The sequence below is a fragment of the Gemmatimonadota bacterium genome (assembly GCA_016720805.1).
Classification (GTDB): domain Bacteria; phylum Gemmatimonadota; class Gemmatimonadetes; order Gemmatimonadales; family GWC2-71-9; genus Palsa-1233.
In genome coordinates this window covers 550,664-563,053 of sequence record JADKJZ010000014.1, presented here as the reverse complement: position 1 = coordinate 563,053, position 12,390 = coordinate 550,664, and the positions used below count along the sequence as shown (strand labels likewise).

The 12,390-nt window shown below is 67.9% G+C and carries 14 protein-coding genes; 9 read left to right on the top strand and 5 right to left on the bottom strand.

What is annotated here, in order from left to right; genetic code table 11:
• Nucleotides 1-3 precede the first annotated feature (3 nt).
• Both IPP98_12810 and IPP98_12805 read right to left on the bottom strand, forming a co-directional pair.
• Nucleotides 4-204 (bottom strand): hypothetical protein, encoded by a 201-nt coding sequence (locus tag IPP98_12810; protein MBL0179991.1) that lies wholly within the window; start codon nucleotides 202-204, stop codon nucleotides 4-6.
• An 11-nt stretch (nucleotides 205-215) separates the two neighbouring features.
• Nucleotides 216-1,349 carry a site-2 protease family protein gene (locus tag IPP98_12805; protein MBL0179990.1) on the bottom strand — a complete coding sequence of 378 codons (1,134 nt, stop codon included), beginning with the start codon at nucleotides 1,347-1,349 and terminating at the stop codon, nucleotides 216-218.
• A gap of 195 nt (nucleotides 1,350-1,544) precedes the next feature.
• Between IPP98_12805 and rho the strand changes: the two genes are divergently transcribed.
• The 3 genes from rho to mltG all read left to right on the top strand — a co-directional run bounded on the left by rho (nucleotide 1,545) and on the right by mltG (nucleotide 4,291).
• Nucleotides 1,545-2,792, top strand: a complete 1,248-nt coding sequence (gene rho, locus IPP98_12800; protein ID MBL0179989.1) for a transcription termination factor Rho — start codon at nucleotides 1,545-1,547, stop codon at nucleotides 2,790-2,792.
• Between the two features lie 90 nt (nucleotides 2,793-2,882).
• Entirely contained in the window at nucleotides 2,883-3,323 is a 441-nt protein-coding gene (gene ruvX / locus IPP98_12795) for a Holliday junction resolvase RuvX (GenBank protein MBL0179988.1), read from the top strand.
• Nucleotides 3,323-4,291 (top strand): endolytic transglycosylase MltG, encoded by a 969-nt coding sequence (gene mltG, locus IPP98_12790; protein MBL0179987.1) that lies wholly within the window; start codon nucleotides 3,323-3,325, stop codon nucleotides 4,289-4,291. Before ruvX ends, mltG begins: the two co-directional genes overlap by 1 nt.
• 41 nt (nucleotides 4,292-4,332) lie before the next feature.
• Here mltG and IPP98_12785 read toward each other — a convergent pair whose 3' ends face one another.
• Nucleotides 4,333-4,956, bottom strand: a complete 624-nt coding sequence (locus IPP98_12785) for a thiamine phosphate synthase (protein MBL0179986.1) — start codon at nucleotides 4,954-4,956, stop codon at nucleotides 4,333-4,335.
• Between the two features lie 51 nt (nucleotides 4,957-5,007).
• On the opposite strand from IPP98_12785, the gene IPP98_12780 reads away from it, so the two are divergent.
• A complete protein-coding gene (locus IPP98_12780) occupies nucleotides 5,008-6,162 on the top strand; it encodes a class I SAM-dependent rRNA methyltransferase (GenBank protein MBL0179985.1) in 1,155 nt (384 codons plus the stop codon).
• Nucleotides 6,163-6,192: 30 nt separating this feature from the next.
• Nucleotides 6,193-7,059: a hypothetical protein gene (locus tag IPP98_12775; GenBank protein ID MBL0179984.1), complete on the top strand. Its 867-nt coding sequence runs from the start codon at nucleotides 6,193-6,195 to the stop codon at nucleotides 7,057-7,059.
• Nucleotides 7,060-7,150: 91 nt separating this feature from the next.
• Here the strand turns inward: IPP98_12775 and IPP98_12770 are convergent, their stop codons facing one another.
• Nucleotides 7,151-7,354, bottom strand: a complete 204-nt coding sequence (locus IPP98_12770) for a hypothetical protein (protein ID MBL0179983.1) — start codon at nucleotides 7,352-7,354, stop codon at nucleotides 7,151-7,153.
• 586 nt (nucleotides 7,355-7,940) lie between these two features.
• Here IPP98_12770 and IPP98_12765 point away from each other — a divergent pair.
• From IPP98_12765 to IPP98_12750, 4 genes are read left to right on the top strand one after another with little or no spacing between them, the layout of a single operon-like run.
• Nucleotides 7,941-8,726, top strand: coding sequence for an alcohol dehydrogenase catalytic domain-containing protein (locus tag IPP98_12765; GenBank protein ID MBL0179982.1), 786 nt, complete (start codon nucleotides 7,941-7,943; stop codon nucleotides 8,724-8,726).
• Nucleotides 8,723-8,983, top strand: a complete 261-nt coding sequence (locus tag IPP98_12760) for a hypothetical protein (GenBank protein ID MBL0179981.1) — start codon at nucleotides 8,723-8,725, stop codon at nucleotides 8,981-8,983. The genes IPP98_12765 and IPP98_12760 overlap by 4 nt, the downstream gene beginning before the upstream one ends.
• Nucleotides 8,980-10,185 (top strand): glycine C-acetyltransferase, encoded by a 1,206-nt coding sequence (locus IPP98_12755; protein MBL0179980.1) that lies wholly within the window; start codon nucleotides 8,980-8,982, stop codon nucleotides 10,183-10,185. The genes IPP98_12760 and IPP98_12755 overlap by 4 nt, the downstream gene beginning before the upstream one ends.
• Before the next feature lie 58 nt (nucleotides 10,186-10,243).
• Complete coding sequence (locus IPP98_12750; protein MBL0179979.1) at nucleotides 10,244-10,882, top strand: hypothetical protein; 639 nt, start codon at nucleotides 10,244-10,246, stop codon at nucleotides 10,880-10,882.
• 116 nt (nucleotides 10,883-10,998) lie between these two features.
• Here IPP98_12750 and IPP98_12745 read toward each other — a convergent pair whose 3' ends face one another.
• Entirely contained in the window at nucleotides 10,999-12,390 is a 1,392-nt protein-coding gene (locus IPP98_12745) for an MBOAT family protein (protein MBL0179978.1), read from the bottom strand.

Genomic DNA, 12,390 nt, shown 5'->3' with positions numbered 1-12,390 from the left:
CGGCTACCCCTGGGGCGGCTCCTGGGTGCCGCGCAGGATGGCGCGCATCCGGATCGCCAGCTTCTCGATCTCCTTGAGCGCCTGCTTCACATCGGGCGACATCTCCTCATCACCAATCAGCAGCAATTGCGTCTCGGCGAGAATGGCGGCCAGCGGGTTGGCGAGGTCGTGGCGCAACTTGGACATCGGATCGGGCTCGGCCATGCGGGACCTCGTCAGCGAAGGAAAGGGACTGGCACGAAGGTCAGCAGGAAGACAACGATACAGCAGAAGCCGGTCCAGCGTCCGGCCGCGAGCACCGGACGGTCAGGCAGTACCACTTCCGGGTGGGTCCAGCGTCCGCCACCGATCGCGAAGGTGAGGACCACCCAGAGATACCACATCGGTGCCTGCTGCGCGAGAATGAGCAGCGCACCGACGCAGAGCAGGCCGATCGTCTTCTGTCGCCGCCCCAACAGACCGTAGAGGACGTGCCCGCCGTCCAGCTGTGACAGGGGCAGCAAGTTGAGTCCGGTGATGAAGAGGCCGACCCACCCCGCAAACGCCTGCGGCGAGAGGAGCACCGCCCCCGTGCCCGGCAGCAGCCACTCCCGCAGCTGATGGGTCAGGAACGAATCGCCCAGAAAGGCCGGCTTCCCTGCAAAGAGCACGAAGGACGGCGATCCAGCCAGCGGGAACTCCATCCGATGCGACAGCGAGTAGCCCCAGATCATCACGCCGATGGCCACCACGAATCCCGCGAGGGGGCCCGCGGCGCCGACATCGAGCAGCTGCCGCCGATCATAGATCGGGGAGCGGAGCCGGATGTACGCCCCGAGTCCGCCGATCGGTGAAAGATTCGGCGGCACCGGCAGGAAGTAGGGTGGCGAGACATCGATGGCGTAGCGGCGTGCCGTCCAATAGTGGCCCAGCTCGTGGACGAGGAGGATCGAGAGGAGCGGGGCGGCGAACTCCCAACCCGGCAGCAAGGTCCGCCACCCTCCCTGGAGCGCGAATTCCGCAAATTCGACCACGGAGCGGACCGCACCCCAGAAGCCTGGGTGGACGGTGGGTACCCAGCGGCTCTGCAAGACGGCCCCCGCCCCGAGCGTGCAGAGGATGGTCAGCAGCAACAGCCCGCCGTGCCAGAGCCACCGTTCGGGGCGGGCCGGGACCGTCCCCTGAATGAGTACCAGCCGGGTCCTGGCGTCGTCCGCCCAATACCAGGCGCCCGGCCAGGAGGCCAGCAGGGCCGTGAGCGCGGGCGAGGGTCCCCGGTGTTCCGGGGCAACCACGCCGTCCAGCACCTCCCGGGTCCCGGCCAGCGGTTGCGATCGCCAGACGGAGAAGAACGCCCGCGGGTCGGTCATCGCCGGTGTTGACGGGGCGCCAAACGCCCCATATGATTGGGCAATTGCAGGATCCCCCGCGTCCCTTCCGATGGTCATCTTCGCGCCTTCGCGCGAGCCCCATACGCCCAGACACCAGACCGAACGCCCAAAGCCCACTCCATCCTGTCGTGCCGCGTTGGCCGGCGGGGTTGGCGATGCCACCCGGAGATATCCGTGGATATTGCTGAACTGAAGCAGAAATCCGTCGCCGAGCTCCATGTGCTCGCCGCCGAACTCAACATCACCAACTATTCAGGCCTCCGCAAGCAGGACCTGATCTTCCGCATCGAGCAGTCGCTGCTCGACAAGGACACGGTCATCCGCGGCGAAGGGGTGCTCGAAATCCTGCCGGAAGGCTACGGCTTCCTCCGGTCGCAGGATTGGAACTACCTCTACGGCCCTGACGACATTTACGTCTCGCCGAGCCAGATCAAGCGGTTCGACCTCCGCACCGGCGACACGGTGCAGGGTCAGGTGCGGCCACCGAAGGAGGGGGAACGGTACCTCGCGCTGCTCAAGGTCGAGAGCGTCAACTTCGAGGAGCCGGACAAGACCAAGACCCGGATCGCCTTCGACAACCTGAAGCCGCGCTATCCGGATGAGCGGATCCGTCTCGAGGGGAGCAAGAACGATCTCTCGATGCGCGTCGTCGACCTGATGTCGCCGATCGGCAAGGGCCAGCGCGGGCTCATCGTGGCGCCGCCGAAGGCCGGCAAGACGATCCTGCTGCAGAAGCTCGCCAACGCGATCACCGAGAACCACCCCGAGAGCTACCTCATCGTGCTGCTGATCGACGAGCGCCCCGAGGAAGTGACGGACATGCAGGAGAACGTCCAGGCCGAGGTGATTGCCTCGACGTTCGACGAGCCGGCGGACCGCCACGTGCAGGTCGCGGACATGGTCATCGAGAAGGCGAAGCGTCTGGTCGAGCATGGCCGCGACGTGATCATCCTCCTCGACTCGATCACCCGCCTGGCGCGCGCGCACAACGTGGTCGTGCCGCACTCCGGCAAGATCCTCTCTGGTGGTGTCGACGCGAACGCGCTGCAGAAGCCGAAGCGCTTCTTCGGCGCCGCCCGAAACATCGAGGGCGGCGGCTCGCTCACGATCATCGCCACCGCGCTGATCGACACCGGGTCGCGGATGGACGAGGTGATCTTCGAGGAGTTCAAGGGCACCGGCAACGCTGAACTCGTCCTCGACCGCCGCCTCGCCGATCGCCGGATCTACCCCGCCATCGACATCAACAAGTCGGGTACCCGGAAGGAGGAGCTCCTGCTCGACAAGGACGAGCTCAACCGCGTCTACCTGCTCCGCAACTTCCTGGCGGACATGCCGGTGGTCGAGGCGATGGAGTTCCTCCTCGAGCGGATGAAGCGGACGAAGACGAACAAGGAGTTCTTCGCGTCGATGGCGCAGTAGGGGCGACGCACGGGCGCTTGTATGGGCGCGGCATGCTGCGCCCCTACTTCGCCCGACTTCGCCCCTACACGCCACCGCACGTGCGCACGTATGTCCGCCCCCATCCCAACCACCGGCCGGGTGATGGCCCTCGACTGGGGCCACGCCCGCATCGGCGTCGCCATCACCGACGAGACGCAGCTCCTCGCTTCCCCGCTCGGCACGCTCACGCGCCGGGCGGGGAAGCGCTTGCCGTTGGGGCAGTTTCTCGACCTGATCGAGCGGGAACATCCGGTCGGGTTGGTGGTTGGGCTCCCGTTGGACGATGAGGGTGCCGAGGGGGAGTCCGCCCAGGCGGCTCGCGCCATGGGCGAGCAGTTCGCCGCGCGGGCCGCGCTGCCCATCGACTGGATCGACGAGAGCTTCACCACCGCCGAAACGCTCGAGCGGCTGACCGAGCGCGGCGTCGCCCCGCGCCAGCGAAAGGCCGACATCGACGCGATGGCCGCCGCGATCGTGCTGGAACGTTGGCTCGACGGGCGGAGGCGGTGATGCGGCGTCGGCTGATGGTGCTCACGCTGGCGGCCCTGACGGCCTGTGGCGGCGGCGATGGTCCGCCGGTGCGGGTCGGTGTGCCGAAAGGGAGCACGCTCGCCAGCATCGGCGACTCGCTCGTGGCGCGTGGCATCATCGCCAATGCCCGCTGGTTCCGGCTGCGGGGGCGGATGCAGGGGGTCGACCGGCGGCTCAAGCCCGGTGTCTACGAGTTCGCCCCCGGCAGCTCGACCGCCGCGTTGCTTGACCGGCTCGCGCGGGGCGACGCGGTGCGATTCAAGATCACCCTCCCCGAAGGCGCCACCCTCTTCGACCTGGCACGCCGCGCGGAAAGCGTGCTCGCGATTCCCGCCGACACCCTCCTCCGCGTTGCGCGCGACTCCGCCCTCCGACGCGAGTTCGGCATCCCCGGGGCCACCGTCGAAGGATGGCTCCGGCCGGTGACCTTCACCTTCACCGGCCTCGGCGGCGCGCGGGAGGTGCTCGAGTCGTTCCTCGACGCGCGCCGCGCGCACTGGCCGGCCGACTGGAAGACACGCGCGGACGCGGCCGACCTCGATCAAGCGGACGTGATCTCGCTTGCCTCAATCATCGAGGCCGAGGCGATGCGCGCTGCCGAACTGCCGCGGATCGCGGCCGTCTACCGCAACCGCCTCCGCCTCGGCATGCCCCTCCAGGCCGACCCGACGATTCAGTACGCCTACCTCGTCGACTCGGGCGCGCGGAAGCCGCGGCTCTACAACAAGGACTACGCCTACCCCTCACCGTACAACAGTTATCTCCATCCGGGGCTCCCGCCGACCCCGATCGGCAACCCGAGCGATGCCGCGATCGACGCGGTGCTCTCCCCCGCCCCGGGGCGCGAGCTCTATTTCGTCGCCGTCGGCGACGGGACGCATCTCTTTGCGGTGGAGTATGCGGAGCATTTGCGGAACATCAAGCGCGTGCGGGGTCCGAAGGGATGATCGATGATCGATGATGGATGACAGCATTCTGCAATTATCCATCATCCATCATCCATCATCCGGTACTTCCTCGCCCTCTCCTCGACATCCTCCCCCCCCAGAATTCCGCGCACGACCGCGACGCCCGCAAAGCCTGCCGCGAGCGCCGGCGCGACATCGTCCGGCAGCACGCCACCGATAACCACGCATGGCCGCGTGCCTGCCTGCGCCAGCAGCGTCGCGGCGCCATCAAGTCCAAGCGCGTCCCCCGCGTCGCCCTTCGTGCTGGTGCCGTGCAGGGGCCCGATTCCCCAATAGTCGGCGGCGAGACCGCGCTCGATCTCGGCGGGACTGCCCACCGACGCTCCGAGGAGGAAGCCAGCCGGAACAATGCGCCGAGCTCGGGCTGGGGGAAGGTCGTCCGCGCCAAGATGGGCGCCCGCCGCGCCGGCGGCGAGGGCGATGTCGAGTCGGTCGTTGACGAAGATCGGGACGGGGAGCAACGCCACCAGGTGACGGGCCAGCGCGAGCAGATCACGATCGGAGGCGTGCTTGAGCCGGAGCTGGATGGCGGTCACGCCTCCCGCGACGGCCGCCCGCGCCACGGCGATCGGGTCGCGCGCGCCGAGGAGGGCGTCGTCGGTCACGAGCAGGAGACGGAGGGTGGCGGCTAGATTCTCGCGCATGCGGAACGAAATCAGCGGGGGTCGCCCCGGCAACGCCAGCCGGAGGGACCGATGACCGATGCCGTCGTGAGCGATCGCGGTGCCAAGCGCTGGACCACGGGGCACCCGTGGATTTACCGAAGCGACGTGCGCGAGCACCCGCCGGAAGCAGGCGTGGTCGCCGTGCGCGACGGGCGCGGCCGCTTCCTGGGGCGGGCACTCTGCTCCCCGAGCTCGGAGATTCGCCTGCGCCTGCTCGAGCGACGCGACGTCCCGATCGACGGCGGATGGTGGCGCGATCGGCTCACCGAATGCCGCGACCGACGGCTCGGCCTCGATGCGTCGGCGTGGCGTGCCGTCCACGCCGAGGGCGACGGCCTCCCGGCGCTGATCGTCGACCGCTACGACCGCTGGTTGGTGGTGCAGCTCCTCTCGGCCGGTCTCGAGACGCAGCGGGCGATGATCGTCGAGGCGCTCCGCGAGGTGTTCCAGCCCGAGGGGATTCTCTTCCGGCACGACGTCCCCACGCGCCGTCTCGAGGGACTCGACGATCGGGTCGAGTTGGCGATGGGGTCCGTGCCGGAGCGGGTCGAAGTGCGCGAGGGGTCGGTGCGCTGGTACGCCGCACCGTGGACGGGGCAGAAGACCGGCGCCTTCCTCGACCAGCGCGAAAACCGGCAGCTCGCCGGATCACTCGTCCCCGCGGGTGGGACCGCGCTCGACTGCTTCTCCTACCATGGCTCCTTTGCGCTCCACCTGGCGCAGCGCGCCTCCGCCGTGACCGCGCTCGACGTCTCGGCCGAGGCGCTCGCCCGCGGGGCGGAACACGCCGCCCTCAATGGTTTCGGCCAGATCGACTTCGTCACCGGCGATGCCTTCGACGTCCTCCCGGCGTGGGGGCGCGAGGGCCGCCGCTTCGATGTGGTCGTGGTCGACCCGCCGGCGTTCGCGAAGAGCAAGGCCAGCGTCCCGGCCGCCCTGCGCGGGTACCACGAGGTGAATCGCCGGGCGATGCGCCTCCTGGCACCCGGCGGCTGGCTCGTCAGTGCGTCCTGTTCCTTCCATGTGCGTCGGCCGGAATTCCTCGCGATGCTCGCCGGGGCGGCCGCCGACAGTGGCCGCCGGCTGACGCTGCACTCGGTTCTGGGCCAGGGCGTGGACCATCCGGAGGTGATCACCATCCCGGAAACCGGCTATTTGAAGGGGGCCATCCTCCGAGCGGATTGACGCGGGGGCGCAATTTCGCAAAGTTGTGGGATGCTTTCCCAGCAGCAGCTTCTCGCGACCGCCCCCCGGCGGCGTCCTCTCCGCTCGCTGCGCCAGCAATACGATCTCTACATCATGGACCGGGTCGAGCAGTTCAAGAACCGGATCTCCCGCGAGGAGCTGATGCGCCTCGCGGACAAGGCGGTCTGCGAGGTGCGCCGATCGGACGCCGACCAGTTCCTGCTCACCGAAGTCCTTGCGCAGGAAGCGGTCGACGCGCTGATCATCCAGATGCTCGGGATCCGCGGCTTCGAGGCGTGGCGGAAGTCCTACCCGAAGCGTCGCGCGGCGCAGCGCGAACCGATCCACTGGAACCTCGACGACACGCATCTGGTGGCTGGACTGGCCCCGCGGATCGAACCGGGCGACCAGGCGCTCGTGGTCGGTGTCGGCGCCGAGCAGTGCGCCTACCTGCTTGCGGCCCACGACGCCGACGTCACCTTTCTCGACCGGGACTTCACCGTCGTGGAGCGGGCCGAGGGTCGGGTCGCCGATGAAGCGCTCTCCTCGACCTTCGATGCGATCTGCGTCCAATTCGGCCAGTGGCTCCCCTGCATCCCGGGGGGCTTCGCGCTGGTGGTACTCGACGCCGGCACCCTCGCCTCCCTCTCGCCGGGGGAGCGGCAGGTCCTGCTGACCGAGCTCCAGGGGCTGACCGCTCCCGGCGGATTGCACGCGCTGGTGCCGGATGGGCAGGGGGCCGGGCCGGAAGGGTTCGCCGGGCACTATACCAGTTGGCTGCGGGAAACCCTGCCGCCGACCGGCCGTCGGACGCGCGGGATGGCGTCGCGCGGCGCGCTCTTCTGCAAGCCGGCGGCGGAACAGACGGTGAGCGGGCGACACAACGCCCGAGCCTGAGATGTCGTTGGGGGGAAAAGCATAGGGCCGGCAACGTGCCGGCCCTTTTTACTTAGCTGCCTCTCACGGCGAAGGCCGCGAGAGCGACTGCTTACGCAGCCTTCTTCGCGGCCTTCTTGGCGGCCTTCTTCGCCGGACGCTTGGCGGCCTTCTTGGCAGCCTTCTTCGCCGGACGCTTGGCAGCCTTCTTCGCGCCCTTCTTCGCGGCCTTCTTCGCCGGACGCTTGGCAGCCTTCTTCGCGGCCTTCTTCGCCGGCCGCTTCGCGGCCTTCTTCGCAGCCTTCTTGGTAGCCATGGAGCCTCCCTGAGGATTAAAAAATTCGTGAGCACTCGACGTACGTGCGGTACTCACGGCGACGACCCGCTCCTGTCGGCGGAGTAGCGTCGGCATATACAAGATCAAAATTTTCCTTCCGGGCGCAATACCCCCCGCAACCCGGAACCCTCACCGGGGCATCGGCTTCCACCGATCGTCCACATGGATTTGGCGCCGAGAACGCGGCGCCACGGGGCGGCATCACGATGCGCGCGCGGCGTGTGTTGCATCGCGCGCACCGGCACGTCGCGATGTCGCACTGTGTGCGCGTCGACCGCAAAGCCTTGTGAAATGCGGCTTCCCGCGACACGCGCGAGTGCACGTCACGCACCACCACGTGCATCACCTCCCGAACGCGCCGATGCCGCGCGGTGCGCGCCGCGCACGCGACGACATCCTCCAACCGGCCGCGAGCGGGGGATTTTTCCCCTCCGCGCGCCCGGTCCGCCGCTCCCCCGAAAATGGCCACGAACGGTCAAAATCTTTCCGACGGCTGCGACGGGGGGACCTTGGGTTGCTCCGGTCGGCCACCCATATTTGGCGCTTCCTCACCACCGGATTGATCATGCGTGCAGTCGTGAAAGCAGCTCCCGGCGTCGGGATGGATGTCGTCGAACGACCGGTCCCCGACGTCGGCTCACGCGACGTCCTCATCAAGGTGCACCACGCCGGCGTCTGCGGCACCGACCTGCACATCTGGGAGTGGGACGCGTGGGCGTCGGCACGACTGAAGCCGCCGGTGGTGATCGGCCACGAGTTCGCCGGGGAGATCGTCGCGCTCGGTGCGGAGACCGAACGCGAGGGACTTTTTCACATCGGCGACCTGGTGACCGCGGAGGGACACATCGTCTGCGGCCACTGCATCCCCTGCCGCACCGGCAACGCCCACCTCTGCGCTCGGACCCGGATCATCGGGGTCGATCGCGACGGGGCGTTCGCCGATTTCATCGCGATGCCCGCCGACAACGTGATGAAGCTGGACGGGATCCCGACCGACATCGGCGCCATCATGGACCCGATCGGGAACGGAGTTCACACCGCCCTCGAGGGCGGGTCAGTCCCTGGCTCCACCGTGCTGGTGCTGGGCTGTGGCCCGATCGGCTGCTTCGCGGTGGGGGTCCTCCGGGCCGCCGGCGCCTCCCTGGTGCTGGCCTCCGACTTCAACCCCTTCCGCCGGCAACTCGCCGAGCAGATGGGGGCCCACCACACCTTCGACCCAGCCAGCGATGACGTGGTGGCAAGGTGCCGCGAGCTCACCGGCGGGATCGGTGTCGACCTGGTCTGCGAGATGAGTGGTCACCCGGCGGGACACGCACAGGCGTTCGCCGCCGCCCGCCCAGGGGCCGCGTGAATCTCCTCGGCACCCCGAGCAAGACGACCGAGGTGGACTTCGCCCGCGACATCATCTTCAAGGGACTGACCCTCTACGGCGTCACCGGTCGGCGGATGTACCGGACCTGGATCGAGATGTTTCGATTCCTCCGCGCCGGCCAACTCGACCCCCGCCCCGTCATCACCCACCGCTTCCCGCTCGAACAGATTGCCGACGCCATCGCGGTGATCAAGGCGGGGCAAGCGGGGAAGGTCATCCTGGAGATCGGCGCATGAGCACCCCGACCGCACTCGACGCTCGCCTCACCGACGCGCTGGCACAGTTCCGCCGCGACGGCGTGTACAAGACGCTCAATCACATCGACTCGCCGCAGGCCGCCCGGGTCCAGATGGAGGGGCGCGGCGAGGTGCTGATCCTCTCCTCCAACAACTATCTCGGCCTCGCGGCGCACCCCACCGTGATGGCCGCCGGCAAGGCGGGGATCGACCGCTTCGGCGCGGGAACCGGCTCGGTGCGCTTCATCTGCGGCACCTTCACCATCCACCGCGACCTCGAGGAAGCCTGTGCCCGGCTGGTCGGGACCGAGGCGTCGCTCTCCTTCGTCAGCTGCTGGAATGCCAACGAGGCGCTGCCCGCGACGGTGCTGACCGCCGACGACATCATCCTCTCCGACCAGCTCAACCACGCCTCGATCATCGACGGCTTGCGGCTGGCGAAGTCGATCACCAAATGCGAGACCGGCGTCTACAAGCACGGGGACTTCGCCGACCTCGACGCCAAGTTGACCGCCGCCGCCGACAAGCAGGTCAAGATGGTTGTCTCCGACGGCGTCTTCTCCATGGAGGGGACGATCGTCGACCTCCCGGCATTGCTCGCGGTCTGCCGCAAGCATGGCGCAGTGCTCTGGATCGACGACTCGCACGCGACCGGGGTCCTCGGCGCCACCGGCCGCGGGACCGCCGAACATTTCGGACTGGTCGGTGAGGTGGACATCATCACGTCGACCCTCGGCAAGGCGCTCGGCGGGGCCGCGGGCGGCTTCGTGGCCGGCTCTGCCGCGCTCTGCGATTACCTCACGCAACGCGCTCGGCCGCAGCTCTTTACCAACGCCCTCCCGGCGACCGTGGCGGCATCGGCGTTGGCCGCCATCCAGGTCCTCGAGGCGGAGCCCGAGCGGGTCACCCGGCTGCGGGAGAATGCCCGCTATTTCCGGCAGCGGCTCCTGGACCTCCACTTCCAGCCGCTTCCGGGCGATACTCCCATTGTCCCCGTGATTCTCGGCGAAACCGCCGCCGCCATCCGGATGAGCGAGCTCCTGCTGGATGAAGGCATCTTCGTCACCGGCTTCGGTTTCCCGGTGGTGCCACAGGGGGCCGCCCGAGTGCGCTGCCAGTTGTCGGCGGATCACACCCGGGCAGATCTGGACGCTGCCCTGGCCGCGTTCGAGCGGGTGGGACGGCAGTTGGGGCTGGTATGAGCCACATCGGCCTGTTCCTTGCTGATTGCACCGTCGATTCCCTACCGGAGGCATTCTGATGTCGCAGATCCAGCGGGCGTTCGGCGCCTGTCTCGTCGCCCTGGCCCTGACCGTGGTCACCCCGGGCCGCGCTACCGCCCAGCGGGACGACTCCTACACCTGGAAGCTCGGGTTGCAGGCCGGCTCCATGATGATCCAGACCCGGACCCAGGACACCAAGATCCTGCCGTCGGCCGGCGCCCACATCCTGGTCATGGGCCGCCGCGGTGGGCTGATGGTCGGCGTCGACGAGGGGCTCGGCTCGGATGAACAGTCCGGCCTGATCATCTTCAACGACGTCCGTCGCTACCAGGCCGTCCTGATGGCGTTCCCGGTGAAGGCCCCGCTCGAGCCGTACTTCGGCGTCGGCGGCGGCATCATGCAGGTGATCTCGCCGCGGGTCGACCCCGTCGTGCAGGATCCCTTCACCCGCGCCGATCTCCTCAGTGCCGCGCAGGACGCGTCGGCCTACGCCTTCCTCACCGGCCTCGCCGGCGTGCAGGGCCGCTGGAACCGCTTCACCGCCTTCGCCCAGGCGCAGATCCATACCGCTCCGGGCGATGACAAGCTCCTTCGCGGCGCGAGCTACTCGTTCCACGGCGGCATTCGCATCGGTCTCGGCAGCGCGAAGGAAGGGGTGAAGGCGGGCGGCTACTAGACGGCGGATGATGGATGATGGATGATGGATGGGCGAACGGCGAAGGGGAGCGCCGATCCCCAGTCGACGCTCCCCTTCGCTGTTGGTCCATCATCCATCATCCATCATCCATCATCCTAGAACTGGAAGTAGAGGAACGGACTGCTCCGATCCCCCGCAATCAACGCCAGCGCCACGCCGAACGCGGTGGCCAGCACGGCGTTCTTCCACCAGCGCGGCCGGTAATCGAGGTCGTAGATGTTGGGGCCGTACATCCCCCAGATCGCGGCGATGACGACCGCGGCGGCGGCCCACGAGGCCTGCGGCACGGAGACACCGGCCACCGGGGAAAACATCTTCCGCAGCATCCCGATGGCCATCGGCATGTCGAGCGCCCGGAAGAAGACCCAGCCGATCAGCGCGGCGAACACCATGCCGACCTGGCGAAGGCGCGCCGGCAGGGCATCCCAGCCCCGGCCGGCGGCACGATGGGCGCCGAGCAATACCCCGTGGTAGAGTCCCCAGACAATGAACGTCCAGTTCGCGCCGTGCCACAGCCCGCCGATGAGCATCGTCAGCAGCAGGTTGCGGTAGGTCTTGAGCGTGCCACCGCGATTGCCGCCGAAGGGGATGTAGAGGTAGTCTCGCATGCAGGTCGAGAGCGAGATGTGCCAACGATTCCAGAATTCCGACGGGTCGAGGCTCTTGTAGGGCGAGTTGAAGTTGCGCGGGATGCGCAGGCCGAACATGTAGCCGAGGCCGACGGCCATGCTGCTGTAGCCGCAGAAGTCGAAGTAGAGCTGAAAGGTGTAGCCGAGCATCGCGAGCCAGATGGCGCCGGTCGAGGCCGTGCCCCACTGCGCCAGCACCGGGTCGACGAACGCGGCCAGGGTGTCGGCGAGGATCACCTTCTCGACCAGCCCGACCACGAAGATCGACACGCCGGTCCGGAGCCAGTGGGTCCGGCTCGCGGTGCCGAGCGCCTCGAGGTCTGCCTCGATCTGCCGGAAGCGGACAATCGGTCCGGCGACCAGCTGCGAGAAGAGGGAGACGTACGACGCGAACTCCCAGAGGTTCCTCGTCGGGGTGATCTGGCGCCGATAGGCATCGACGATGTAGCTGATGGTGTGGAAGGTGTAGAAGGAGATGCCGATCGGGAGGATCACGTCGAGATGGGGGACCGAGACGTCGAGGCCGGTGGCGTGCATCGCGTCCCGGAACGCGCCGAGCCCGAAGTTTGCATATTTGAAGAAGCCGAGCAGCGCCAGGTCGACCGTGATCGGGACAATCAGGCAGAGCTTCCGCTTGCGCGGGTCGGCATCGAAGCGGAGCATCCCGAGTCCGGCCGTATAACTGACCAGCGTCGAGAAGGCCATCAGGAAGCAGAAGCGCCAGTCCCAGTAGCCGTAGAAGACATATCCGGTGATGGTGAGCCAGACATAGCGACTGCGGGCCGTCCCCAGCAGCCAGAACACCACGTAGGTGACTGGCAGGAAGGCGAAGAGGAAGATGAAACTGTTGAACAGCAT